Consider the following 25,049-nt stretch of genomic DNA (forward strand, 5'->3'; position numbering starts at 1 on the left):
ATCGGATCGGGGACTGGGCGCGGCGAAACCTGCCCTTTGCTCCCAATCGCCTGCCTCCTGATCGCTCAGCAGACAAGCGGCATTGCGCCCGATGAAAAGCGCTTGCCGATATGAGGATTACAATCTCGCAGAGGTTTCGATCCGCAAAAATTCAATAAAGTCGAAAAAAATTGAAACCTCCGGGAACCCGTTCTTTGACAAGGCATTATGCTTGTATCACCGCCGAGACCCCCCTCCCGTCCAAGCGGCTGGTGATACGATCCCGAGGCCTCCACTTTCCGAAGTGGAGGCCTTTTTCGTGCTCGATCCGCAAAATCAGGTGAGAGCTTTCTCAAAAATCACGTATTCTCGATTGATCGAGCTTCCAATAGCGTCTGCAATGGCCACCATTCCCTGATTGTCCTCCAGCACCCAGCCGACTTCCCCACGCACCGATCCGAATTTCTCGTGTGCTTGCTTGCGAATTTCGCTGATCATCATGAAGGCGAGCTGGCTTGCCAGACGGGAATTCTGGAATTCTTTCAACACGCCCATCAAGGGAACCCGCATACCGGCGCCCTTGGGATTTCTAAGCCATCGCAGCATCTTGAACCAGCCGAAGGGTAGAAGTTTGCCTTTGATATCCGCCAGCGGCTCATTGAGGTCGGGAAAGGTCAGCATGAATGCGACCGGTCTGCCATCGACCTCTCCGATCATGTTGAGCTCTTCATGGATGACGGGCTTCAGCTGTTTGCCAGCATGCTCGACCTCATGCGGTGTGAAGGGCACAAAACCCCAATTGTCCGACCACGCATCGTTTAGAATGGAGAGGATCGCTTCTACCTCTTCATCCCAGCGCTTTTTGTTGACCGGGCGCACGTTGATGCGGGCGTTGCGCTCTCCTGACTTGACGATGCGTTGCACGATCGGAGGGAATGCCTTCGATATGTCGAGATCGTAGGTATAGAGCGTTTTTGCCGGGCTATATCCGGCATCCGCGATCCAGGATCGGTAATGTGCGGGGTGGTGGCCCATCATGATCATTGGCGCATGATCTTGCCCTTTGGTCAGTAGTCCCGGTTCTTCCCACATTGCCATCGATATGGGACCGAGGACCCTGGTCATTCCCTGGTCTTTCAGCCACTCCTCGGCCTTGTCGAGCAAAGCCTGGGCAACCGCTTCGTCTTCGGCATCGAAATAGCCGAACATGCCGGAACCTGGCCCGAAGCCCTGTTCGGGCCGCATCTCGAGCGCAAGTTCATCGATATGGGCAGAGATGCGGCCCACTTCTTTGCCAGCCCGATGGGCGATGAAAAACTGTGCCTGCGCGTGTTCGAAGAACGGGTTCTTCTGCGGCGAGACCAGTTCGATCCGTTCGCTGCGCAGCTGGGGAACCGAATGCTCGACACGGGATGCGAAATCTCGTCCCAAATCGACAAATCGGGCGCGTCCGCGCTTGTCGTTGATCGCTTCAATGCTTATTTGTGCGTCAATCACGCAGTTGGCCTCGTATTGATCTTCATCGGTGCGCTTTTGCCCTTGATCGGTCCCTACAAGCAAGCGGGCCGATCACACTTGCCAACACACTCTGTTTGGCCTTGCCGTATGTTTTGCGGTACAGGATGTTGAACTTGAAGTTATGAATACGCAGCAAACCCATCTGATCGCCGAGAGCGTGCCTACGGTCAGCCGCCGTGAAGGTATCGCTACGCGTGCTCAGTTTCAGACCAATGATGACAAGGATATGCTGCGTGCTGCCCGTGATCTGACGAAGGATCTCGGTGAAGCGAAGCCTGCGATTTACTGGACCGACATGCTGGTATCGGCGGGCATCGGGTATCTTGGAATGGCTATGGCGATTATGTCGGCCAATTGGGCTTTATCGATCGTTGCCGCAGTGATCGCATCGCTGGCGCTTTACCGCGCGGTTATGTTCATCCACGAATTGACACACATTCGCAAAGAGGCATTGCCGGGCTTTCGGCTGGGCTGGAATCTGCTGGTGGGAATTCCGTTGCTCACGCCTAGCTTCATGTATGAAGGTGTGCATGTGATCCATCACAAGCGCACACAATACGGAACGGTCGAAGATCCGGAGTATCTGCCGCTAGCCCTGATGAAGCCCTGGAGTCTTCCGGTATTTGTTCTCGTGGCGCTCTTGGCACCCATCGCGCTTATCATACGGTTTGCGGTTCTGGTGCCGCTCGGTTTCTTCGTCCCAGCGGTGCGGAATTTTGTCTGGCAGCGCTTTTCTGCGCTTTCGATCAACCCCGAATTCCGCCGTAAACCGCCGACCGGTGATTTCAGGAAACGCGTATTGTGGCAGGAAATGGCTGCGAGCCTTTGGGCCATCGCAATCCTGCTAAGCCCGCTCGTGCTCGATTGGCGACCGGTGCTGATCGCGTTTGCGATATTTTCGCTAACGGCCGTTCTCAACCAATTGCGCACATTGGTGGCTCACCTTTGGGAGAACGAAGGCGATCCGATGACCGTGACCGCGCAGTTCCTCGACAGCGTGAACGTCCCGCCGCCGGGCCGTATTGCCGAGCTCTGGGCACCCGTTGGGCTGCGTTACCACGCGCTGCATCATCTGATGCCATCCATGCCGTATCACGATCTTCCCGAAGCGCATCGACGCCTCAATATCGAGCTGGGCACCGGTTCAACCTATGAAGGTGCGAACCATGCAGGCATGCTTCCGCTCGTTGGCCGGATTGCTCGCAGCACGATGATCCGCCGCTAAGACTGGTCACTCAATCAAGAAACTGGATCATCGCGCAGCGGCGATCCATTGGCAATCCGTCATCCGCTTCATTGGCCAGTTCTCCCGCCAGCCGCGGATGCGCGTCCAAGGCGGTGAGTTCTTCGAAGCCGAGCCTGGAGTAGAACGGAGCGTTCCACGGCAGGTCGCGAAATGTTGTCAGGGTAAGCGCGCGGAAGCCTGAATTGCGCGCGTCGATCTGTGAAGCTCTGATCAATCCGGCACCAATACCGCGGTTCTGAAACCGGGGCAGGACGTCCATCTCCCAGATGTGCAGTTCGCGCCCGAACGGTTCGCTGACGAGAAACCCCGCCATTTCCTCTCCGACATGGCTGACAAGGCAGTGGCCTTTGCCGATGAACCGGCGCAGCTCGGCAGGCTGCCACGTGTCATCCGGATCGAAATCCTCGAGACTTGGGTCGTTCAGAAACAGCTCCGCTGCGGCCCTTTCAATGGCTGGCATCGAGTCTGCATCCTGCGGCCTTGCCAGCCGGAGCGACCAATCACCGTGGTGCGTCGCCCGGCTCATTCCTCCGTCCGGACCAGTACGGTTTCACCGACCAGCAAGAAAAGGAAAAACGGCGCCCACGCTGCGAGAAACGGAGGGTAGCCCCCGAAACTTCCCATCGCGAGCGCCGCGTTATCGACGACAAAATAGGCAAAGCCGAGCGCCATGCCGATCACCGCTCGCACGAACAATTGGCCCGAGCGTGCAAGTCCGAAGGCCGCGACGGAGCCGAGAAGCGGCATCAGCAATGCGGATAGCGGGCCAGAAAGGCGGTGCCACCAGTTCGCGCGCATCTCCGACGTGCGCCGACCGACGGCATCATAAGCGTCGATTGTTTCGGATAATTCCCAGAACGATTGCGCATCGGGATCCAGAGACTGGAAATCGATCTGCTCGGGGGTCAGTGTTTCGCCGACCACTACACCTGAAACCGCTTCGGTCTCTGCACCTCCGACATCGAACCGCACCGGGTTTTCGAGCAACCAGCCTGGGCCGGCGTATGTTGCACCCGTCGCGGTGATCTGTTCGCGAATAATCCCGCTTGGACCGCGCTCGTACCAGGTCACGCCGGTAAGTGTGGTCTGGTCGCCAGACCGAGACAGAGTGGCTGCGGTCAGAATATTCGTTCCATCGGTCAGGTAGATATTGGATCGCGTCCCGCTTGCCGCAGGTACCTGACCGTAATCGACCGCTTCCCATGCCTTCAATGCGGAATTGGCGCGGGTTACGACGCGCTCGTTAAAGGCGAAGCTGAACACTGCGACGACGGCTGCGGTAAGCAGCATCGGTGCGAGAACCTGATGCGCAGACAGCCCAGCGGCCTTCATCGCCACGACCTCGCTGTTCTGGTTTAGCGTTACCAGGGTGATGAGGGTCGCGAGCAGGACGGAGTAAGGAAGAAACCGCGATGTCAGCTGCGGAATGCGCAAGCTGGCATAGCGAATGATCTCTGCCTGCCCGTTCCCCTCCGGCGTCAGGATGTCGCCGGTTGCTGAAAGCAGGTCGAGTGCGAGGAGCACGATGACCAGCATCACGAGCACCGCAAGGATGCGGACCACGAACGTCTTTGCCATGTAAAGGGTGAGCGTGCGCGAGGGGAAGAAGTCTAGCTGCATTGGGCTTCGGATATCCGCTTATTCCGCCGCAGCCAATTGCGGATCGGCATCCTCTGGCAGAGCGGTCTTGGCGCGTCTGCGGCCAAACAGCTTCGCGATTTGCCGTGATATCTTGGCGAACATGGTTTCGAGCGCGCCGATCGCCTGCCCGCCCGGTACATAGGCGACCCGGTAATACATCCAGACGATAAGTGCCGCAAAGAGCACGAACGGGCCCCAAAGGGCGATGATCGGATCGATGCGGCCGAGTGAGGCCACGTCTTCACCATACTGATTCACCTTGTGATAGGCGACCACCATCACGATCGACACGAACACGCCCAGCGCGCTTGTCGATCGTTTGGGCGGAATGGCCAGCGCCACGGCGAGCAGGGGCAGCAAGAGCATCATGACGACTTCGACCAGACGGAAGTTGAACGACGCCTGGCTGGCATCGCGGATGTCCTCATCGGCATTCTCGTTCCAGCCGATCCGCAGCAGCTCCGGCAAGATGAACTCGCGCGACGCGTCGCCTCTTGACCGGAACTGCTCGATTGCCGGTAGATCGATGGGCAAATCGTGGCGACTGAATGACAGGACGCGGGGCGTATCGCTTCCCGTATCCTGGATAATCGTGCCCTCGCTTAATCGCAGGATAATTGTGTCGGGATCATCAGTCGTGGCTAGAAAGGAGCCTTCCCGCGCGCTGATTGAGAGCACCTGATCGCTGTCATTGGCCACCCGCGCGAAAATGCCGATCAGCCTCCTACCCTCCTCCTCGCTTTCCTCGATCCGCAGCGCCATGCGGTCCGCCAGTGTCGTGAATTCGCCGACTTTGATCGACGCCCCGAGCGCGCCGGACCGCAGCTCGTATTCCATCTGCTCGTAATAATACCGGCTAAGCGGCTGGACGTAGAATACCAGCGCCACGTTGATCGCCACGAGAACGAGAGTGATGGCGTAGGGAACGCGCAACAATCGCCAGTAGGACAGGCCGACGGCGCGCATCGTATCGAGCTCGCTCGACGTCGCGAGTTTGCGAAAGGCCAGCAGCACTCCGAGAAGAAGCCCGAGCGGAATGGCTAGGCTGGCATATTCGGGAATCAGCGCACCCAGCATCTTGAACACTACGCTGATCGGTCCGCCTTCGACTGCGACGAATTCAAACAGGCGCAGCATCTTGTCGAGCAGGAACAGCGACGCCGCGAGCGCAAACACACCGAGCATGGGCACGATCACCAGTCGAAAAATATACCGATCAAGACTGGGGATGGCTTTCAGCACGTTGGGAGATCTGCCCTTGCGTCGCTCATGTTTGTCATCCGGAAGGCCGAGATGACCGCCATTCCGTGCGTTTGCCGCCCATAGCGCGAAATGCGGGCGCGGTCATGTGCGGATTTGCGACGGGTTCCGCGCTCACCAGAACCGGCTGCCCGGCCCGCCTTTGAACGGGCCGGCTTCGTATTGGCTTATCCATCCACCATAAAACTGACCCGGCTGCGGAGTGATGGTTTCGCCATCGACCAAGCATTTGTCGAAAGGGTCGGGGTAGAAGGCGAGATGGTCGCGAATACCTGCGAAACTAGGCGTCGGTTCCGGATAGGACCAAGCCGCCGCTTCGATCGTTTCATCGCCAACAGTCATGTCCCAATAGCGCGCCTGACCCTTCCATTCACAGATCGATCTCCGCGCATTGGACGACAGGTGCTCCATCGCGATATCGGCCTGAGGTACGTAGTAAGTCGGCGGGTGACTGGTTTCGAGCGTTCGCCATGCATTGGTGCTGTCGACGAGCGTGATGCCGCGGTGGACGATCTGGATACGGCGGGTCGTTGGTTCGGCAATGGCAGGGCGAGGATAGTCCCAGACGCTTTCCTGATCCGGACCGGCCGGATCGGGCTCAGGATGGTGCGCTTGCTTCACGCTTTCTCGAGCGTGCATTGCAGCGGATGCTGGTTCTGACGCGCGAAATCCATGACCTGGTTCACTTTGGTTTCGGCCACTTCGTAGGGAAAGATGCCGCAGACCCCGACGCCCTTTTGATGGACGTGCAGCATGACCTGTGTTGCTTGCTCGATATCCATCGAAAAAAACCGCTTGAGCACCATCACCACGAATTCCATCGGGGTGTAATCGTCATTCAAAAGCAGCACTTTGTACTGGCTCGGCTTTTTTGGCTTGGTGCGCGTCTTGGTCGCAATGCCGACTTCATTATCGGTGTCGCCATCCCCGTCATTTCCTGCGTCATCCTCGCCAGCGCAAAGGGGTGCGAGCGACAGAGACGGATCGATTGGATCAAGGGTGGGGCGAGGCGTTGCCATGAGGCTCCATTATGGGATTCGTATCGGTGATCGCAAGGGTTCGTCCATAACCATAATGCGCCTTGCCTTAACAAGGCGTCGCTGTGGCGGTTCCCGAGGCTGCGGATCGGCACTGCTGCCCACCAAAATTAAGGGCCGGACAGACCATATGGTCCATCCGGCCCAGCGCAATTAAGCGCGCTTTCGTAAACCGGGATTGGGAGAGAGAGGAGAGGCCCGGCTTAGAAATCTGTAATTAGGCAGCCTTCGAGATCTTCTCGGCGGCAACGCTGACGCGGTTCGAGATCGGAGCGAACGCATCGTTGTAGAGCTTGACCCAAGCTTCGGTGCGCTTCGAGCCGTAGCCAACCACTGCGTCGAAGTTGCGACGTGCGAGTTCGCCCTGAAGCTGGAAGAGTTCGGTCGGCGACTTGACGGCGACCATCTTCTTGGCATCTTCGGTGACGGTCTCGACGACGGTCTTGCCGGTTTCAACGTTGTCGCGTGCCAGTTCCTGGGCGCCGCTGAAGAAAATCTTGCCGCTTTCGACGACAGCGTCGACGTTTTCTTTGTTGAACTGACCGAAGTCACCAGCAAATTCGCCGACATTGGCATAAGCGGTCTTCACGCGCTCTTGCACGTCAGCAGCCATTTCCTTTGCAGTCGCGGTGATGTCTTTCTTCTTTGCAGTAGCCATGATGGATTCCTTAAGTTTGGTAACGGGGTTGGTGTTCGTAGTTTTCGGAGCCGCTTTCTTGGCCGGTGCCTTTTTGGCGACAGGCTTTTTGGCGGGAGTTTTCTTTGCAGCTGCTTTGGCTGGTGCCTTCTTGGCAGCGACCTTTTTGGCCGGCGCCTTTTTAGCGACGGGCTTGGCAGCGGCTTTCTTTACCGGTGCTTTCTTCGCAGGTGCCTTTTTGGCCGGAGCGGCAACCGCCTTCTTGACGGTCTCCGCTTTCGGTGCCGGCTTCGGACCGCCAGCTTCAACTGCGTCTGCTACTTTGGCAGCGCTAGTGGTCTTGGCAGCCGCGTCGGCATATGCCTTCTCTGCAGCAGCATCGATCTTCGATTGAGTTTTGGCTTCAGCCATGGTGTCCTCGTTTCATGTTGCACTGCACAAAATAGGCATTGCAGCTGCGAAGTCAAGGATTTTTTGTGCAGTGCACAATAATGGCTTTTTCTACACGATTTCAACGAACAAGCAACGGTGCGGTTCCCCAAAGGGGATGCGCCATTGAAAAATTATCGCGTCATTACGTATCGTCCAGGGGCATCTTCGATCACGGTGTCGCCGCGCCCACCGGGCTTGCGCTTGCCGGTCGCCGCTACCTTCTTGTCATCTTGCTTATGCAGCCATTCGAGCCAATGTGGCCACCAGCTGCCCGGATGTTCCTCCGCGCTATCGATATATGCCTTCAAAGACGGTGCACTGCTGTCACCGACCCAATACTGGTATTTACCTGCGGCAGGGGGATTGACCACGCCGGCGATATGGCCTGATCCAGCCAGCAGGAATTCAAGCGGTCCGGAAAAGTGATCGGTGATGCGCCACACGCTTTCGGCAGGGGCGATATGATCCTCTTTACCCGCTTGCACGAAGCTTGGCGTCTCGACCTTGGTTAGATCGATCGGCGTTCCGTCAGCGGAAAGTGCGTCTGGCACGACCAGCTTGTTGTCGCGGTACAGGTCTCGCAGGTAGTCGTTGTGCCATTTCGACGGCAGGTTGGTTACATCGCCGTTCCAGTGCAGCAGGTCGAAGGCAGGGTAGTCTTCGCCGAGCAAATAATTGTTCACGACATAGTTCCAGATCAGGTCTTTGCCGCGTAGCGCATTGAACGTGGCGGCGAGATAGCGACCGTCGAGATAGCCGTCAGGTGAAAGCTTTCCGATCATGTCTAGGTGGCCATCATCGATGAAGTGCTTGAGCTCGCCGCTCTTCTCGAAATCCACCTGCGCGGTGAAGAAGGTTGCACTTTTCACCTTGTCGGCCTCGTCCCGCCGGGCGAGTACGGCAAGCGTTGCGGCAAGCGTCGTGCCGGCGACGCAGTAGCCGATGGCGTGGACGGATGGCACCTTCAAACGACCGCGTACATGGTCGATGGCATCCATTTGAGCGCGAATGTAATCGTCCCACACGACGTCGCCCATGCTGGCATCTGCGGATTTCCAGCTGACCACGAATATCGTCAGGCCCTGGTCGACCGCCCATTTTATGAAGCTTTTCTTTGGCGTCAGGTCGAGGATGTAGAACCGGTTGATCCACGGCGGGAAAACAATGAGCGGAACCTCCAACACCTCTTTGGTCGAAGGACTGTACTGAACGAGCTGGTAAAGCGGTGTCTCGTGAACGACCTTGCCCGGCGTGGCGGCGAGATTTTCGCCGAGAGTAAACGCATCGGGATCGGTATGGGTCAGCTGGCCGCGCTTCAGATCGTTGATCAGGTGCTGCATCCCGCGAACGAGGTTCTGGCCGCGCGTTTCCACGGTCCGCTTCATCACCACAGGATTGGTCAGCAGGTAATTATCGGGGCTCATCGCCTCTGAAAGTGCGCTCACGGCGAAATCGAGCTGCTTGCGCTTCTCCTTGTCGAGCCCCTTCATCGAATTCACCGCCTGGCGGAAATACTCGGTGAGCATCAGATAAGTCTGGTGTAGCAATGCGAACGCAGGGTGCTCTCGCCATGCCGGATCGGCGAACCGGCGATCCTTGATTGGCAGGGCCGGGCCTGCATCGTCGCCCGACGCAGAGCCCTTCGCCGCTGACGTCATGAAGCGTTCGAAGACGCCTTTCCAGAGCGCGAGTGAATCCTGGGCGAGTTTTGCCTGCGCATCGAAAACGCCTTTGGGAAACTGGTCCACCATGCTCTGCGAAATCATCAGCCATTGAGCCGGGTCCAGCAGGTTCTTTCCGTCGGTTGATTTCTCGGCGGCTTTCTTTGCCTGATAGGTCGCAAATTCGAGCCACATCTTCTGCAGTTCGCCGCTTGCTTTTGCCCAGTCGGCGAGATCGTCCGCGCCAAAGTCCCCAGGCATCAGCGATTGCAGCCCGCTGGCAGTATCCGCGCCACCAGGCGCGTCTGGCATGTTCCCCGAAAACATCTCCCGCATGGCTTCGCCCTGCATGTCGAAAAACGCGCGAAAGGCCTCGGGCCCACCAAACGGATTTGCGTTGTTGCTGTCTGCCATGTCTCTAACTTTCCTTGCCTGCCGTTCAGTGAAGGAGGGGCCTGCTGCGTTTCGTGATTGCCGATAACTTTAGCGGAAACGCCTTCCCACATCGACAACAAATGGCCTACTGTATTTTGCAAGTCCGCTGTCATTTTGACCGGGGCGCATCGGGGCAGGAGCACCATGGACGAACAATTCTACCGCATGAAGCGCTTGCCGCCTTATGTCATCGCAGAAGTCAATGCGATGAGGCACGCGGCGCGTCAGGCGGGGCAAGATATCATCGATCTGGGGATGGGCAATCCGGACCAGCCCCCTCCGCAGCACGTGATCGACAAGCTGTGCGAAGTGGCCATGAAACCGGATGCCCATGGCTATTCGCAGTCCAAGGGTATTCCCGGCCTGAGACGCGCGCAGGCAGGCTATTACGAGCGCCGATTTGGCGTCGATCTCGATCCGGAAAGCGAAGTCGTGGTAACGATGGGATCGAAGGAGGGCCTTGCCAGTCTGGCGAACGCGATCACGGCCCCCGGCGATGTCGTTCTCGCGCCCAATCCTTCCTATCCCATTCACTGGTTCGGATTCATCATCGCCGGCGCCACCATCAGGGCGGTTCCGACGACGCCGGACGAAGATTATTGGCGGTCCCTAGAAAGCGCGATGAATTACACCGTGCCACGGCCAAGTGTGCTGGTCGTGAGTTATCCGTCAAACCCAACGGCTGAAACGGTGGATCTTGCCTTCTATGAGAGGTTGGTGGACTGGGCGCGGCAGAACCAGGTCTGGATTCTGTCCGACCTCGCCTATTCCGAGCTTTATTACGACGGCCAGCCGACACCTTCGATCATGCAGGTCGACGGGGCCAAGGATGTCGCGGTGGAATTCACCAGCATGAGCAAGACATATTCGATGGCTGGCTGGCGAATGGGCTTTGCCGTCGGCAACAAGCAGCTGATTGCGGCGCTTACCCGGGTCAAGTCTTACCTCGATTATGGAGCTTTCACGCCGATACAGGCTGCGGCCTGCGCCGCGTTGAACGGGCCGCAGGATATCATCGAGAAGAACCGCGATCTCTACCGCAAGCGCCGCGATGTCATGGTCGAATCGTTCGGACGGGCAGGGTGGGATATCCCGGCGCCCTCTGCATCGATGTTCGCTTGGGCACCATTGCCGCCAGCGCTTGCAGACATGGGGAGCCTGGAGTTTTCGAAACAACTTCTGACCGAAGCGGAGGTCGCTGTCGCGCCCGGCGTGGGGTACGGGGAAAAGGGCGAAGGTTATGTGCGCATCGCCATGGTCGAGAACGAGCAGCGGCTGCGTCAGGCTGCAAGAAATATTAAGCGGTATCTCTCTTCACTCGGCGTCAATCAGCGAACGTCGTGATCCATGTGTTCAGAAACAGATCGGTATCGGCTTTCTATTTCGGAGCAATTGCGCCCAAGGTGCGTTAACTATGTTGTCAGAAGTTAGATAAATGGAGAGTACGATGCCGCCGCAAGCGGCGCGGCCGCTGACCGAAAGGCAGCGGGCCGTGATGGAAAGAATCGATCGGCGCATGCCGATAAAGGTGATCGCTCAGGAACTTGGCGTTTCCGAGACGCGGATCAACCAACATATCCGCGCGCTCAAGGACATTTTCGAGGTGAGCAACCTTGGCGACCTGGTCGAGCGGTTTCGGGAGAGCGAACCCCCGGAAACATCTGCCGATTCGGCTGGTTTGGGAACGGAAGACGTGCCCTCTGATCCACCCGAGAAGGCCTTCACCGAATCTGTATACAGTAAAAATCAGGTCCCGGTTAACGGGTTAGCGAGCAACAACGGCGCTCGGGTCGATCACGGCGAACTCGTGATGAACGATGTTCTTCCCCTAATCGGACAGGCGCCTTGGCTGCGTCCTGGCGAGCCGCAGGTCGTCCCCGGGGTGCTCGACGGCGAACATGCTGTCCTGCTTCGCCTCGCCACGGTAATCGGCATCGCATTCGGCATATTGGCCGCAGTGGTTTTGTCGGTGACAGCGGCGATAGCATTGAGCGAAGCGATGGACGGCGCAGCGCGCGTCCCCGTTGAAAGAATTCAGTCCAGCACTTGAGCGGTGTTGGGTAAGGAGTTTTCTCTATGACCGATCGCGTTCTCAATGATGCCTACAATCTCAAAAAGCTGATCCGCGAAGCCGAAGCGCTGGCCGATGAATCGATGATCGCCTTTGCCCGCCTCAAGCAGGCCATGCTAGCTGCGCGCCAAAACCCGAGTGTCGAAGTTCACACCGGACAAAAGGCGCTCATGCGCCTTTGCCAAGCGGAAGATCAGGCGATGGCCATGTCCTCCAGTCTCCTGCGCGTTCACGACGAACTCAGCAAAGTTGCGCGGGAAAATATGGGCGGCGACGAAAACATCCCGACCGACTTCCCCGAAGACTCGATCGACCCGATTGTCGATCACCAGCCGGTTGTCACCCAAACAGCCTGATGTGAAATTCGACGATGTTCGAGCTAATCCTGGAATATCGGGTCGAAGCCCAGCGTGTCGTCAGCGTTCTTATCCTGCTGGCGGCATTGCGCTGGGGCGGCGCGCCCGAGAGAGCGGCGGCGGCGACCTTTGTTTTGTTTTTCACTCTTCCGTTAACAGCCTTCGAGTTCTTTGCTGGCGGTCCGTTGATTTTCAGCGGAATACGAATCGTTTATGTCGCCTTGGACATATTCGCTCTGACAGCCTTTCTTGCCATCGCGCTCAATGCCAATCGAAACTACCCGTTGATTATCGCTGGGTTCCAGGTCGTTGCCCTCGTCGCCCATCTCGTACGCGGTATCGTCGATACGGTCTCGCCGCTGGCTTACGCCGTGCTCGTTATCGGGCCCTCATACTTCCAGCTCGTCCTACTTGCTTGTGGTCTCGCATTGCATGTTCGCCGCAGGAAGAGGTTTGGTCCGTATCGTGACTGGCGAGTACCCCTTCCAAAGCCGTTCGACAGAAGGCCGATGCGAGATGTACTCAAATGACAATGCCCATGACTGTACTTGACAGGTACCCACCTAGCTCCGTCGATCCGCGTGAGACACAAGCTATGTCGATGGTCGAATATCTCCGTGATATGGTCCTTGATGACACGGTGCAACGAGAGCGGTTCCACGCGATATTCCTGGACCGCAACCGCAACTACCTCGCCGATGGAGGCATGGGCCAAGGCGGAAACGCATCGCTTTCCTTTCGCATGCGGGAGTTGTTCGGCCGCGCGCTTTCGCTCGGCGCGCGCAATATCATCATCGCGCATAATCACCCGTCGGGCGATTGCCGGCCAAGCGAACGCGACCTGCTGGCGACCCGCCGTCTGGTGGAAGTCGGAAAAGCGCTCGACATCGAATTGATCGATCATCTCATAATCACTCATCGCTCGGTCTACTCGATGCGAGCAGGGGGCAATCTGTGAATTCCAATGCCGCTTCCCAAATCTTCCCCGATAGCGACACGCTCATTCCCCGGTTCCGGGAGGCGGGGGACATTATTCTGGACCTGTTTCACCGCGATGGCCGGGTCGCGGACCGATGGTTGAGCCTCCATCCGCGCGAGTTTGAGCTACTCTGGCGGCTTGCCGAGCAACCGGGAGAACCCATGACCCGAAGGGAGCTTCTGGCCGATGTGTGGCGGATTCATTTCGAGCCGGAGACCAACAGCGTTGCCGTCCATGTCGCTCGGGTGAGAGCCAAACTGGACGCATTCGGGCTTGCAGGAATGTTGGCGACCGATCCCGAGCGCGGGTACTTTCTCGATGTTCCGTCCGAACAGAGCGTCTTCACTTTCGGCGATGGCGGCGCGGGCACGCGCTGATCCGGCTGGGAAAGTGGACTTGCGATATGCGGTCTTTATCATCATGCCGATAAGCAACATCGCCCAGCAAAAACTCGAGGAACGCCATGCCATCTGCCACCCCCATGCCCGCCAATGACGGGATCACGATCGAACTAGGTGATGACGGGGTTGCACAGGTCCGGCTGACCCGCACTGACAAGATGAATGCGCTCGATCCCGAAATGTTCGAACGGATTATCGAGGCAGGCAGTGTTCTGCAACGCATGAAGGGACTCCGCGCGGTGGTTTTATCGGGTGAAGGCAAGGCGTTTTGCGCCGGTCTCGACACCGCCAGTTTCGCACGGACCCCAAGCCCCGACGAACCCGAATTGACCGAGCGCACCTATGGCAATGCGAACAAGTTCCAGCAGGTCGCGATGCAATGGCGCAAACTTCCTGTACCGGTCATCGCGGCGGTGCACGGCGTCTGCTTTGGCGGAGGGCTGCAGATCGCGAGCGGAGCGGATTTCCGCGTTGTCCACCCGCAGACGCGAATGGCGATCATGGAGCTCAAATGGGGCCTCGTCCCCGATATGGGCGGATACGCCTTGTGGCGCGGGCTCGTGCGAGACGATGTGCTGCGCGAACTTATCTACACCAACCGCGAATTTACCGGCGCTGAGGCGAAGGAACTCGGTCTCGCCACCTATGTGGATGACGATCCCCTGACGCGCGCGACCGCGATCGCGGCAGATATCGCAAACCGCAATCCGCATGCAATCCGCGCTGCGAAGCGTCTTCAGGCGGGAATGATCGAGCGCGACACCGACGCCATTCTGCTCGAGGAGAGCATCGAACAGCACGCCATCATGCGGACCAGAAATCAGGTCGAGGCCGTCATGGCCGGCATGGAGCGGCGCAAGGCGACCTTCGAGGATGTCTAAGGGATAGGCTCAGCCGAAGACCGCTACGCATTGCAGGCCTTCGATCACCTGACGGCCTTCACTATCCCACATGCGCAAACGCTCTGAAGAATAGCCGCTATCCGCGTATTGGCTCGCGTTTTCGGCGAGATACCAGCCGCCATCGGACCGTGTTTGCGGATCGAGCACGTTGAATGACCAGTTGATCGAGCTGATCGGACCCATGCGCTGCATGATGCGCATGGCCCCCGGAGGCATCACGTCGCCCATCAGAACGAGTTTGCTGACAGGATCGAGATCATGGTCTTCGGTCAGACGCGCCCAGCGCCGGATGGTTGCGCCGTGATCCGCATCCTTATCCTGACCAAAGCGGATTTCGAAATTGTTCTGGATGAAGGCGGGGCCTTGTCCCTGCATGGCTTGCGGGTTCTCACCCGGACCGTCCGGCCAGTCAGCAAGCTTCTCCGCCGGTCGCTTCGCATTGGCATCGCGCTCGGCCGCGAACAGCCAGAACGCAGTCAGCGCAACCTTTCCACCGGAATGTATCTCGCTGCGGACCTGGGTGACATTCCTTCCCTGACGGACGATTTCCGCATGCAGTTCGATTTCGTCACCAATGGGCGCGACGAAGCCGACTTGCGCGGCGCGAAGCGGGGGAAGGTCGGGAAATGCGCGCTGTGCCATCGTGTATGCAACCAGAGCAGAGGCGCCGCCGTAGAGCGTCCTGCCCTGCATCCAATCGCCCGCATTTGCGAGACGTGCTGGTCCGGGCTGACCGGTTACGGGTTCGAGCAGGCTTGCGATAGTCATGAAGGGCATTTGCCCGGTGGATCGCGATCGGTCCAGACTGACGTGGCGTAAAGCTTCGCCCACGCAAACCAATTTGCGCAGCAGCGACGAACGAAGCGATTGCCGCATTGCCTTTACCGCAGCGAATCGCTAGTGCGCGCGCTCCGTTTGCTGTTATGCGATGCGAGCAGCAGATGGCTCGGCCCGATGGCGGAGTGGTTACGCAGAGGACTGCAAATCCTTGCACGCCGGTTCGATTCCGGCTCGGGCCTCCATTCCTTGCGCAGAATTTGCGCTGAAATGCCGCTTTAGCTCAGTTGGTAGAGCACATCATTCGTAATGATGGGGTCAGAGGTTCGAATCCTCTAAGCGGCACCACGTTTCCTCCGAAATTCGAAAACTTGATGCCTATGTTTTGGTGACGGGCTCTTACACTTGAAGAATTGCGAGGCTTTGTAAGCAACGTGTATGCGAGACAAATCGCCTCAGGTTGGCCGTGGTTTGCCGAGGCCCTCTTTTGGTACTGGATGCCTTTCTAGAAGGTGCCGAGGACTCAAATGAGTCACGGCGAATGCTATGGCGCGAATCTTTAGTCACCGACTAGGTTGAGCGCTTTGCTTGAAGGCTTGACCTTGAGAGTCTTGCCCAATCGAAGGGCAAGAAGTCCTGTTCGATACCGTCTGCAAAGATCACGCTGCCATCATTGATACACGAGGTGATTTCGAGCGCCTTTGTGTCGATCTTGCCCGATCTCAGATCCGTCCCTGTGGTTATGTTCGGGAAGGGCTCACGTACAAAATAAGCAATGGCCTTTTCGTAGAGTAGCAGATCGATGGCCTCACGCGCTGCAGCCATAATGGAGCGCGCCCACCCAGTGGTGTCGGTGCCGCTTGAGGCGATCACTCCGCTTGAGCTGTGGTTCTCAAGGGAATCGCCATAAGCAATCTCATAGCGAGCGGACTGATGCGTACGGTGGCCAATGAACAACTCGTTAAGAGCTAACAGCCTCTCGCCGGTAGCGCGCTCGCTGGTGTAAATATGTCCTGTCGTCGATAACCCCTATTTGCGATCAAGGCTTCTCGCAAGAATTCCGATGGTCTCATACATGAGGTCATCCCAGAACAGGCTGGACCCAGAGCGTCTACAGAACCCTCGGCGCGCCACGTCTGAAGAGTTGTAGCATGCTAAGCCGTCAGAATTTGAGATGAACAGATCTCTTTTGAAGGCCTTGGTGTGTGCACCGATTGCTCCGTTTAACTTCTGGCACATGGTGCAGTGACAGTTGACGACGCCTCTAAGGCCTCCTCTCACCTGATAGCGAACACTTTCGCAAAGGCAGCCACCATCGTGAAGTTCAGTAGTATTGTTTGAGTTCATAGCGACAGTGGGAGCTCAAGATGTCGTTGGTATATTCGGTCGCGGTGTTGGAGAAGAATCGGATCGAGAGCCACTTTCGTCGCATCATCGAGAATTGAAAACGCCACACGGCTGGCTGGATCCATATCGCACTGCTCCGTCGGAAGGGGCTGGAAAAGAGCCATCACAGCTGCTGAATATATATCGACCGCGGACAGCTGATCACCGAAATAGTAGTCGCTCCCACGCGACATTTGCTGCTTGAGTTGACGGCTGACCAAAGCAAGCAGATCGAGCGAGCGCCTTGCAGTTCGGTCGACCGCCTCGGTGTTATAGCCATACTTTTTCGAGAGGTACTCGGCGCGCTTTTGCGACGGGCCCTCCATCTTCATTCCGATATGGATCAGTTGAAGCCGGCGCGACCAAGCCAGACCTTCTTCACCCATCAGTTCATGTGCAAGGCCAAACATCCATGCGCGATCCTTTTTATCTGACGGAAGCAGCGATGGCTCTGGCCGCAGTCGTTCGGCCAACATGAGGATTTCTGACCAAGTCGTACGCGCTGTATCCTGTTCGAATATCAAGGCCGGAGCATTATGGACGCCGCTCCATCTTCTCAGTTCGCGATCCATAGGAACGTGCCTGACCGCACTCCAATCGAGACCTTTGACGTGCAAGAATCCCTTCGCAGATTCGCTCCATGGACTCGGCACCCCACTGACTGTGGTCATTCGGATTCCTGAAGCCGCCTTTGCATCTTCAAGCGAGACAAAGTTTACGGGCACCGGAATCTCCACATTTTTGGGGCAAGGAGATGCAGCGCTGCTCAAGAAATCCTTACGCGCCGCTGCGAAGGTAAGTCGTCCATCTACATTTATATATTGACGTCGTCAATATATGGTGCTCTCTTGTGATACTCGGACCCGCACATGCGAAATTCTCGGAGACAGGAGGACACGCGATCAGCCGGCTTTGTGATGGTCCAGGGGCGTGAGGCACTCCGGTGCTTTTGCGACAGAAAACCAGCAACGCCAACCCGCGCGAAGGTTTGGTACACCCTCCTTTGTCCTCCGTCGCGCCAGCGCTGTCAAAGGAGTTTAGTGGGGTGTTGGAGAACGAAATCTGTCACGATGGATCCAGAGTCTTTGCGAGACTTCCGGTGAAGCGGAACGAACTTTCATTGATTTACGGGATCGTTCGGCTGAAAGGCGCTTACCCAACCGCGATCGTTCCAAGCTTGGACGAATGGTGGATCGACTTTGCCTACAGCGATTATAGGTTCTCTGTGAGCACGCAGTATGGCGATTACTGGTTCCATGTGCGCGATGTAAACTGCCCTGAAGAAATTCTGAAAATGGTAGCTGATCATTTTTCGAAGTATCTTGCACAAAGATGACAAGGACACTGAGTTGGAAAATCGAGGCAGCCTCTGAAAATTGTGAAGGCTCAGAAGCGCACCAAAGATCGGGAATTCGAAATTCGCTCGCAAGAAATTAGCAGGCCGTGAAATCTCATTGAGCGCAACCAGCCACCGAGGTTTACACGCTATCCGCTAGTGTGCAATTTGCCGTTATGGCTAACGCAAAAAAGCAATCCTTTCATCATGGGAATTTGCGAGAGGCGATCCTCGAAGCATCGCTGGAGATTCTCGATGAAGATGGTGCCGATGCGATTACTATCAGGGAAGTAGCCCGGCGCACCGGGGTTTCGCATGCTGCACCAGTCAACCATTTCAAAGATCGCGAAGCGTTGCTTACCGAAGTGGCCCTTGGCTTGTATGCTGAATTGTCCCAAGCGGTATCTGAAAAGATTGATGAAGGTTCTGGTAGCGGGCTTGAGCGGGTGGAGGCATTTGCGTTCGCTCTGATCAGCTACGGGATCGCAAGGCCGCACCGTTACCGAATGTTGTGGCGCCATGACCTGATCGATACCAAAGATCGAAGGCTGGCGATGCTGGCTGACGGCCTTTACGATCGATTAGTCGAAGAAATTGGGGTCGCCAGATCGGATGGGGATTTCGACAACCATACTGTCGCTATCGGCTTGTGGTCGATGGCTCATGGATATGTTTCGCTGAGATTGGATGGGAACTTTGAGGCAGCCCGCGACGAAATGAGCGGTGAAACGCGTCAAGAGGCGATTGTTCGGGCATTCTTGCGATCACTCAACTGATTTGATTATTCCATTTGAGACAGCGAAAAACCATGCGTGCGGGTGATCTCTTTTGCACCCCCTTTCGAATACAGACCGGATAAGTCTGGCGTGCATGGGGCCGCGTGTTGTCATGGTCCGAGGGCTTATCGGATTCCAATAAGCGCCGATATCGCATTCGCAATCACATCTGGATCGGTTTGACTAGCAATCTCGCCAACCGTGATTTCCAGTTCGCAGTTGGTGCTATTTGGGGCCTGCCAGAAATTGTCGGAAAGCCATACCTTGTGCGATGCGGCGATTGCATCACGGCGCGAGCGAGCTTGATCGACCCCGAACGGAAGAGGCACGCGAAACATGTTGACGTGCGGCGGATGGGGACTGGTGACGCATCCGTTCTGAGCGACAATAGCTTGAGCCAGTTGGTGCGCAACTTCGACATACCTTTCCATCTGGGGTAAATGATATCGCAATCCTCGAAGTGCATCAGCAGCCTGTGGCTCGCTGTTTACCAGCGCACCGCCATGACGAACTCGCCAAATGCAGGCCTGATCGATGAACTCTCTGGAACCCATTAAGGCAGCGCCGCTGCTCGCACCGAGGTCTTTGTACAGCGAAACATACAGCGAAGAGCATCCGTGGACGATTTCTGCATAAGTACGGTTGTCGTAGAATGGCCGACACCCCCAAATGCGCGCGCCATCAATATGCAGCGGCTTCCCAACTCCCGACGTGGCACGCTTTATCGCCTGCAATTCATCCCACGTTGGCAATGCTCCGCCATTGTGCCGCTGTGGCAACTCAAGAAATGCAAAAGCCGCCGAATCTGGCAAATCGCTCGCGAGCACAGTCCGATTCCAGCTACCCATTTCGACGGCTTCGAGGCCTAGTATATGCCGATAAGCTTCTGCTTCGTGTAGCAACAAGTGTGAAGTTGGGTGCAGGGCCGCCCTTGAGCCTTCTGTTGCCTGCATAAATATGCGCGCAGCCACGAGCTGTGCCATGGTACCACTCGGGAACCAGAGAGCAGACTCGAATTCGAAAAGCTCGCTAAGATTGGTTTCCAAATCGCGGGTACAATCAATCGGCAAGCTGACAGTTGCGTGCGCTTCGCCTTCGTGGGACTGTTCGTAACGATGATAGGGAAACGAGAGATCAACCGAGCAACTACGCTTTAGCCGTTCTCGACCTTCAGAGCCGCTTTGTGTTGATGAAACCATTGAAAAGAGGGCCCTGTCTAATCATAATCGACGCCACGCTGACTTGATATCAATGATCAACGCCGCGGCGAGCGTGCAGGTCATTGGAAACCGCACAAACGTGGTCCTTGTCGCTTCGGACCTGTTGAAGAACTGCATGCAAAATCCACGACCAACAAGCCAGCTTCCAAACCATGCAACCAAGCCTCTCAGATTGAAGCTGCTGTCCTCTGAAGATCTCAGTAAGCTGGTTGGGTAATGCCAGCCAGAACAGCGCCGACGGACATCACTTGCGCAGAGCTGGTCGAAAGCTCCAGAAACACTCTCGCCATCTACATCGATATTGTGGAATCTGTTTTGATCGACCTTGTTTATCTCCGCTACGCGTCTCGCGAACGATCATTCCCTGCGAGACTTCCCGCGAATGCAGCGAAGGTAAATAAAGCGGCCACTGCGCCCATCACATAGACTGCAATCACTGTTGCGTTGAGGCCGAATATGATTTTGACGCTACCATCAGCATAGGTCGTCGATCCGCCATAGATATCACGCAAGAGATATGCACCAACGAAAGCAGCAGAGATCACTAGTCCGATCAGGGAAGCTGCCCGAATGCGGGCACCAAACCACACAAGCCAGAGTCCGATCGCTGCGAGTGTTGTATTGGTGAGCAATTGCCAAACTTCGTGCAATCGCGCGTGCGGTGTCCAGTCTGGGTTGAAGACATGCGTGTCGTTGACCTCAAGATAGGGGATCAATAGCCCAATCACGAGAAATCCGATTGTCGCGGCGATCTTGGCGGTGAATTGAGTAATGTTTTCCTCCTGAAAATTGGCTTTCGTGAAACGAAACTGGTTCTGATTTGCCTTGTGTGCGCTAAAGGAGGGCGCACCTTCGTGTCCTTGAACGAGAGGACGAGAAGCAGGGCGATGCTCATCAAGGGCCGTTCTGAGCAGGACAATTAGCCCCCGAATTGCTTAGCCAATCCTCGAGAATGCTCGCGGCAAGATGTGGCATTTGGATCGACGGCATATGACCAGCTCCGTCAATGATCCGAAGTTCGCCACGAGGACACAGTCGAGCCATTTGACCCATCATCTCGGGTGATGATCCATTATCGCGGCCCCCCGCGATCATTAGCGTTGGCGCCACAATCATCTTCAGTTGCGCCGTTTGATCTTCGCGATCACGCAGCAACTTGAGTCCGGCGATAACGCTCTCGACCGAGGCCTTAGCCATATTGTCGGCCAGGAATTGCACAATGGGCTCAGGGGTTCCTTCTGGAAACAGACCAGCTGCAAAACGAGAAGTGAACCGCGCAACGCCTTGGCTACGCACGTCAGCTAGCTGACGATCTCTACGCTCTTTGCCGAAAGGCGTTTCCGCATGTGCGACAGTATTGAAAACAGTCAGTGAACGAAGACGCTGGGGCACTAAGGATGCCAGCTTGATGGCGACCATGCCGCCAAGTGATGCACCGACAATATGGGCGCGCTTGATATCAAGGTAATCAAGCAATCCGACGAGATCACATGCCAGCCGTTTCAGGGTATAGCTCTCATTGAGCGACCCTGTACTCCCCCCAAATCCTGTGAGATCGGGCAGGATGTATCGTCGGTTCGAGGACATCAGAGGCAGGATCGCTCGCCAGATCTCATGGGTCATTGGAAAGCCGTGGATCAGGATGACCGCTTCCCCATGATCCTCCCCACACTGCTGAAAAACGAGGTCTCCGTCTGGGAGCCTAAACTTCTTCATTGTCACACTCAGATAACTCTAACGGGAAGATGATGCCGTAAATTGACATTGTCAATATCGTTTTGCAGACACTCATGTCAATTCGCAGGCTAGGCGAGAGAAATCATGAGACCGTCGAGTCTGACAGGGTCGATTTGAAAACGAAGGTAGCAGTCGGAAACACTTCCTCGTCAAACTAGGTTTGTTTTAGCAAGTAGCTGGAGCAGATGTTGGGCAACCTTCGAGTCAGACTGTGCCAAGGCTCAATCGTTCGAGCCCTTCATCAATTTAGCGCAGCTATTCGCCAAAGATCATCCCAACGGCAAAGAAGGCCATCATGCAGGCAGCGCTATAGCGGAAGAAAACCTCAACTTGGCGGAAATAATGCAATTTCGCACCTGAATGTGAAGCAACAATTGAAACTGCCAGATTGGCAAGTGCTCCCAAAAGGCTGAACGGGAGCGCCAAGGCAAGAAATTGGAGCCAGACCGATCCTTCGGCTGGACTAATAAATTGAGGTAGGAACGAGAGGTAAAAGACACCGACTTTTGGGTCCAAGCCATTAGTCAGCATGCCATGGCGAAATGCTTGCCAGTTCGAATTCTGCATCAATTGATCGGCGTCGCTTGGTCTCACGGACTTGCTCAGCGTGTAAGCGAACCACAGCAGATAGAATGCGCCAAGGAGCTTGAGCCACGTGAACAGAACGGTCGAAAGCGCGACGATGGTAGTCAGCCCAATCATCGCAACAAAAATTTGGCCCTGGCATCCTGCCAGAATCCCAAGCACTGCAAATATGCCCAGTGTCGCGTTGCCAGCCGCATTTGCCGCCACAAAAGCCATATCAGATCTGGGAGGCAAATTGAGCGACACCGCTGCCAACAGGAACGGAATCCATGGTATCGGGATGAGCATATCCACGTGTCCGGCAGTCTCTACGCCATCGAACCAAAAAGAATGCGAGTCGCCACCGCGAAGAGCAAAAAAGCGAAGAGACGTTTTAACATAGGCCCATCCAGCGAGTGCGCCAATTTCACTCCGAGCGGCGCCATCGCAACGGTGATTGTTGAAATGAAGGCCAATGCCACCAGGTTGACGTATCCGAGTGAAAACGGTGGCAACCCATCAGCGCCATATCCGGCAACCGCAGCGGTCATCGCACCTGGCAAACCTATGACTAGTCCAAAGCCGGCAGCGGTTCCGACAGCTTGCTGCATTGCGCGGCCATAAACGGTCATTAGCGTCACGCCGAACACACCGCCGCCGATGCCCATTAGGCTGGATAAAGTGCCAATCGCGCCGCCAATGGCTGCACGCAAGGGGCCGCGCGGAAGATCATCGCCAAGTCTCCAGTCCGGTCGACCGAAGAACAACTGGGCAGACAAGATATAAGCGAGGATCGCAAATACGACTGCCAGTTGTGATCCAGTGAGCCCGCTCGCAGTAGCCTGGCCTGCAAAAGCACCAAAAACGATCCATGGCGACCAGGACTTCAACACCGCCCAGTCCACCGCTCCATGCTTGTGATGCCCCAAAACTGACCTTGTGGAGGTAAGTATCATCGTCGCGAGTGAGGTGGCCAATGCAGCATGCATCGCAGTTTGTTCATGACCCATTGCGACAAACACGAAGTAGAGCGCCGGCACGATGATGGCTCCGCCTCCGATACCGAAGAGGCCTGCCGCGATGCCCGCGACGATGCTTGTTCCAAGTAGAACCAAGACCAAGTCCAAGGGGCTTGCGAGGCCTTCGAACACCTTCAATTCCAGAGTTGGAGGTAACTTGAGAGTCCAGGCTCAGAATGCTCCATGTCGACCGGTCCCATTAACAAAGCTGTCAGCGCCCGAGAGTGTCTCGCCCGAAGCGATCGTCCGCAATCCATGACGAATTTCGTTCGCGATCGCCTCTTGCTCGCTAAGGTCCCATTGCTCGAACATCGATTGCCGGTCGCTACGAAGGCAGGTTTGGGGAAATGCGGACATTTGGTGCGCTAATGCGTAGGCCGTGCCAAGCGCTTTGCCGTCTTCGACAAGCCGGTTAACCAAGCCGAATGCAAGCGCCTCTTCTCCGCTGATCCCGCGGCCGGTGAGGATCATATCGGCAGCTCTCGACTGGCCAATGAGTCGCGGGAGTCTTATTGTACCCAAATCCACCAGGGGAACGCCGAAGCGGCGGCAGTAGACACCAAATACTGCGGACCGTCCAGCAACGCGCATATCAGCCCAAAGAGCAAGTTCGAGTCCCCCAGCGACCGCGAACCCCTCAACAGCCGCAATCACAGGCTTTAGCAATCGCAAGCGGCTCGGCCCCATCGGCGCAAAATCACCACTCTCAAGCACCGGTTTGCGTTCGCCTTGCGACAAGGCCTGAAGATCTGCGCCCGAACAGAATGTATCACCATCGCCGGAAAATACAGCGACGGACAGCGCGTCGTCGCGATCGAAAGTCTTGAACGCTTCGATCAGTTGTTCCGCCGTTTTTAAATCGACAGCGTTTCGACGTTCTGGGCGCCTGATCTTGATGGAGGCTATCGAACCCGAAGTTTCATAGTCAACTGACAAAGCATTTTCTCCCAAGCCTTTGGCGAAGAGAGGGCTATGAACAGCATTATATTGACGATGTCAATTTACGAGTTTTCTCAAACTCTCAGTTCCGTTGCGACCGTATCATGAACACCGAAGGTGAGGTGAAACGTGTTTGGCAGGGACGCCTTCGCGCTAATTCGACAGCACCTGCTAAGCTTGGCAGTTTTTTAAACTTATCATCTCTAGTGTTCCGAGTTACCGAGCGAATAGATGGGGCACTGCCGAAGCCCCGTTCCATCACGCGAAATCCAACATATTTCGCCAGCGATCCCACCAGAAAGGCGCGTTCGTCCAGGATGTCATGTCCCAGCAAATGCCCGAACCAATGATGCGCGGTTTCATGAGCAGAGCGGCGATATGCCCGACTGAAACCTGCTCCTTCGTCGGGTTCGGCTCTAAACGCCAAGCGGGCCGACACCTGAATGATTTGTGGAAACGCAAAGCCGGTGCAGCCAGTCAGCGAAGAGCGTTCCGTACTCGCTATCGAGAGAGCGCGCAGGCGCAGGAGCGAGGCGAGGGATAAGTCTCTCGCCAGGAGCATCGCGTTCAGCAATGGGCGGTCTTTTCGGTCAACTTGATCCTCAATTTCAATGGCTTGGATGATCGAGGCTTCGTACAACGATGCCGATCAGATCAGGCTGATGGTGATCAAATGTAAAGGTGGGGGACCCTGGCAAAACTGCAACAAGCCACGCTTGGCAAACACTAAACACTTGGTT

At 56.4% G+C, this 25,049-nt stretch carries 29 protein-coding genes and 2 tRNA genes; 12 read left to right on the forward strand and 19 right to left on the reverse strand.

The genetic code is table 11. From position 1 onward, the window contains the following. Window positions 1–315 precede the first annotated feature (315 nt). Entirely contained in the window at window positions 316–1,476 is a 1,161-nt protein-coding gene (locus KCG45_RS07660) for an N-acetyltransferase (RefSeq protein WP_218316678.1), read from the reverse strand. A gap of 142 nt (window positions 1,477–1,618) precedes the next feature. Here KCG45_RS07660 and KCG45_RS07665 point away from each other — a divergent pair, with 142 nt between their 5' ends. Continuing rightward, entirely contained in the window at window positions 1,619–2,722 is a 1,104-nt protein-coding gene (locus KCG45_RS07665) for a fatty acid desaturase family protein (RefSeq protein WP_218316680.1), read from the forward strand. Between the two features lie 10 nt (window positions 2,723–2,732). Here KCG45_RS07665 and KCG45_RS07670 read toward each other — a convergent pair whose 3' ends face one another. From KCG45_RS07670 to KCG45_RS07700, 7 genes are all read right to left on the reverse strand, one after another. After that, the gene (locus tag KCG45_RS07670) at window positions 2,733–3,203 is read right to left on the reverse strand and encodes a GNAT family N-acetyltransferase (protein ID WP_255548074.1); all 471 of its coding nucleotides are present in this window, start codon (window positions 3,201–3,203) and stop codon (window positions 2,733–2,735) included. A 62-nt stretch (window positions 3,204–3,265) separates the two neighbouring features. Next, on the reverse strand, window positions 3,266–4,363 hold the full coding sequence (lptG, locus tag KCG45_RS07675) for an LPS export ABC transporter permease LptG (protein WP_218316683.1): 1,098 nt from the start codon (window positions 4,361–4,363) through the stop codon (window positions 3,266–3,268). An 18-nt stretch (window positions 4,364–4,381) separates the two neighbouring features. Then, complete coding sequence (locus KCG45_RS07680) at window positions 4,382–5,623, reverse strand: LptF/LptG family permease (protein WP_218317582.1); 1,242 nt, start codon at window positions 5,621–5,623, stop codon at window positions 4,382–4,384. A 135-nt stretch (window positions 5,624–5,758) separates the two neighbouring features. Further along, window positions 5,759–6,283 (reverse strand): DUF427 domain-containing protein, encoded by a 525-nt coding sequence (locus tag KCG45_RS07685; protein WP_218316684.1) that lies wholly within the window; start codon window positions 6,281–6,283, stop codon window positions 5,759–5,761. Further along, a complete protein-coding gene (clpS, locus tag KCG45_RS07690; protein ID WP_255548075.1) occupies window positions 6,262–6,663 on the reverse strand; it encodes an ATP-dependent Clp protease adapter ClpS in 402 nt (133 codons plus the stop codon). The genes KCG45_RS07685 and clpS overlap by 22 nt, the downstream gene beginning before the upstream one ends. 235 nt (window positions 6,664–6,898) lie before the next feature. Beyond that, complete coding sequence (locus tag KCG45_RS07695; RefSeq protein WP_218316685.1) at window positions 6,899–7,729, reverse strand: phasin family protein; 831 nt, start codon at window positions 7,727–7,729, stop codon at window positions 6,899–6,901. A 152-nt stretch (window positions 7,730–7,881) separates the two neighbouring features. Next, entirely contained in the window at window positions 7,882–9,825 is a 1,944-nt protein-coding gene (locus KCG45_RS07700) for a PHA/PHB synthase family protein (protein WP_255548082.1), read from the reverse strand. Window positions 9,826–9,990: 165 nt separating this feature from the next. On the opposite strand from KCG45_RS07700, the gene KCG45_RS07705 reads away from it, so the two are divergent. The 7 genes from KCG45_RS07705 to KCG45_RS07735 all read left to right on the forward strand — a co-directional run bounded on the left by KCG45_RS07705 (window position 9,991) and on the right by KCG45_RS07735 (window position 14,534). Then, complete coding sequence (locus KCG45_RS07705) at window positions 9,991–11,190, forward strand: LL-diaminopimelate aminotransferase (RefSeq protein WP_218316687.1); 1,200 nt, start codon at window positions 9,991–9,993, stop codon at window positions 11,188–11,190. Between the two features lie 103 nt (window positions 11,191–11,293). Continuing rightward, the gene (locus tag KCG45_RS07710) at window positions 11,294–11,896 is read left to right on the forward strand and encodes a LuxR C-terminal-related transcriptional regulator (RefSeq protein ID WP_218316688.1); all 603 of its coding nucleotides are present in this window, start codon (window positions 11,294–11,296) and stop codon (window positions 11,894–11,896) included. A gap of 26 nt (window positions 11,897–11,922) precedes the next feature. Further along, window positions 11,923–12,273: a hypothetical protein gene (locus KCG45_RS07715; RefSeq protein WP_255548083.1), complete on the forward strand. Its 351-nt coding sequence runs from the start codon at window positions 11,923–11,925 to the stop codon at window positions 12,271–12,273. A gap of 14 nt (window positions 12,274–12,287) precedes the next feature. Beyond that, window positions 12,288–12,803: a hypothetical protein gene (locus tag KCG45_RS07720; RefSeq protein WP_218316689.1), complete on the forward strand. Its 516-nt coding sequence runs from the start codon at window positions 12,288–12,290 to the stop codon at window positions 12,801–12,803. 71 nt (window positions 12,804–12,874) lie between these two features. Then, complete coding sequence (locus KCG45_RS07725; protein ID WP_255548084.1) at window positions 12,875–13,231, forward strand: JAB domain-containing protein; 357 nt, start codon at window positions 12,875–12,877, stop codon at window positions 13,229–13,231. Then, window positions 13,228–13,629 carry a winged helix-turn-helix domain-containing protein gene (locus KCG45_RS07730; RefSeq protein ID WP_369410755.1) on the forward strand — a complete coding sequence of 134 codons (402 nt, stop codon included), beginning with the start codon at window positions 13,228–13,230 and terminating at the stop codon, window positions 13,627–13,629. Before KCG45_RS07725 ends, KCG45_RS07730 begins: the two co-directional genes overlap by 4 nt. Before the next feature lie 86 nt (window positions 13,630–13,715). Beyond that, on the forward strand, window positions 13,716–14,534 hold the full coding sequence (locus tag KCG45_RS07735) for a crotonase/enoyl-CoA hydratase family protein (RefSeq protein WP_218316690.1): 819 nt from the start codon (window positions 13,716–13,718) through the stop codon (window positions 14,532–14,534). A 9-nt stretch (window positions 14,535–14,543) separates the two neighbouring features. Here the strand turns inward: KCG45_RS07735 and KCG45_RS07740 are convergent, their stop codons facing one another. Then, window positions 14,544–15,323 (reverse strand): acyl-CoA thioesterase, encoded by a 780-nt coding sequence (locus KCG45_RS07740; protein ID WP_218316691.1) that lies wholly within the window; start codon window positions 15,321–15,323, stop codon window positions 14,544–14,546. 180 nt (window positions 15,324–15,503) lie between these two features. On the opposite strand from KCG45_RS07740, the gene KCG45_RS07745 reads away from it, so the two are divergent. Next, a tRNA-Cys gene (locus tag KCG45_RS07745) sits at window positions 15,504–15,577 on the forward strand. Between the two features lie 27 nt (window positions 15,578–15,604). Beyond that, window positions 15,605–15,680: transfer RNA gene (locus KCG45_RS07750), tRNA-Thr, on the forward strand. 222 nt (window positions 15,681–15,902) lie between these two features. Here KCG45_RS07750 and KCG45_RS07755 read toward each other — a convergent pair. From KCG45_RS07755 to KCG45_RS07765, 3 genes are all read right to left on the reverse strand, one after another. Then, window positions 15,903–16,157 (reverse strand): hypothetical protein, encoded by a 255-nt coding sequence (locus KCG45_RS07755; RefSeq protein WP_218316693.1) that lies wholly within the window; start codon window positions 16,155–16,157, stop codon window positions 15,903–15,905. A 204-nt stretch (window positions 16,158–16,361) separates the two neighbouring features. Continuing rightward, on the reverse strand, window positions 16,362–16,679 hold the full coding sequence (locus KCG45_RS15615; protein WP_218316694.1) for a GFA family protein: 318 nt from the start codon (window positions 16,677–16,679) through the stop codon (window positions 16,362–16,364). Beyond that, on the reverse strand, window positions 16,676–17,290 hold the full coding sequence (locus KCG45_RS07765; protein WP_218316695.1) for a glutathione S-transferase family protein: 615 nt from the start codon (window positions 17,288–17,290) through the stop codon (window positions 16,676–16,678). Before KCG45_RS07765 ends, KCG45_RS15615 begins: the two co-directional genes overlap by 4 nt. A gap of 476 nt (window positions 17,291–17,766) precedes the next feature. On the opposite strand from KCG45_RS07765, the gene KCG45_RS07770 reads away from it, so the two are divergent. Beyond that, complete coding sequence (locus tag KCG45_RS07770) at window positions 17,767–18,054, forward strand: hypothetical protein (RefSeq protein WP_218316697.1); 288 nt, start codon at window positions 17,767–17,769, stop codon at window positions 18,052–18,054. A 176-nt stretch (window positions 18,055–18,230) separates the two neighbouring features. Further along, on the forward strand, window positions 18,231–18,830 hold the full coding sequence (locus KCG45_RS07775) for a TetR/AcrR family transcriptional regulator (protein ID WP_218316698.1): 600 nt from the start codon (window positions 18,231–18,233) through the stop codon (window positions 18,828–18,830). A 125-nt stretch (window positions 18,831–18,955) separates the two neighbouring features. On the opposite strand, the gene KCG45_RS07780 is transcribed toward KCG45_RS07775, so the two are convergent. The 7 genes from KCG45_RS07780 to KCG45_RS07810 all read right to left on the reverse strand — a co-directional run bounded on the left by KCG45_RS07780 (window position 18,956) and on the right by KCG45_RS07810 (window position 24,949). Next, complete coding sequence (locus tag KCG45_RS07780) at window positions 18,956–20,029, reverse strand: threonine aldolase family protein (protein ID WP_218316700.1); 1,074 nt, start codon at window positions 20,027–20,029, stop codon at window positions 18,956–18,958. A 359-nt stretch (window positions 20,030–20,388) separates the two neighbouring features. Next, window positions 20,389–20,778 (reverse strand): hypothetical protein, encoded by a 390-nt coding sequence (locus KCG45_RS07785; RefSeq protein ID WP_218316701.1) that lies wholly within the window; start codon window positions 20,776–20,778, stop codon window positions 20,389–20,391. Between the two features lie 166 nt (window positions 20,779–20,944). Then, entirely contained in the window at window positions 20,945–21,766 is an 822-nt protein-coding gene (locus KCG45_RS07790; RefSeq protein WP_255548085.1) for an alpha/beta fold hydrolase, read from the reverse strand. 276 nt (window positions 21,767–22,042) lie between these two features. Beyond that, window positions 22,043–22,660 (reverse strand): LysE family translocator, encoded by a 618-nt coding sequence (locus tag KCG45_RS07795; RefSeq protein ID WP_255548184.1) that lies wholly within the window; start codon window positions 22,658–22,660, stop codon window positions 22,043–22,045. A gap of 20 nt (window positions 22,661–22,680) precedes the next feature. Then, on the reverse strand, window positions 22,681–23,502 hold the full coding sequence (locus tag KCG45_RS07800; protein ID WP_218316705.1) for a sulfite exporter TauE/SafE family protein: 822 nt from the start codon (window positions 23,500–23,502) through the stop codon (window positions 22,681–22,683). Window positions 23,503–23,541: 39 nt separating this feature from the next. Beyond that, a complete protein-coding gene (locus KCG45_RS07805) occupies window positions 23,542–24,306 on the reverse strand; it encodes a crotonase/enoyl-CoA hydratase family protein (protein ID WP_218316706.1) in 765 nt (254 codons plus the stop codon). A gap of 85 nt (window positions 24,307–24,391) precedes the next feature. After that, on the reverse strand, window positions 24,392–24,949 hold the full coding sequence (locus KCG45_RS07810; RefSeq protein ID WP_218316708.1) for a hypothetical protein: 558 nt from the start codon (window positions 24,947–24,949) through the stop codon (window positions 24,392–24,394). Window positions 24,950–25,049: the final 100 nt, after the last annotated feature.

Source organism: Erythrobacter ani (assembly GCF_019204025.1).
Classification (GTDB): Bacteria; Pseudomonadota; Alphaproteobacteria; order Sphingomonadales; family Sphingomonadaceae; genus Erythrobacter; species Erythrobacter ani.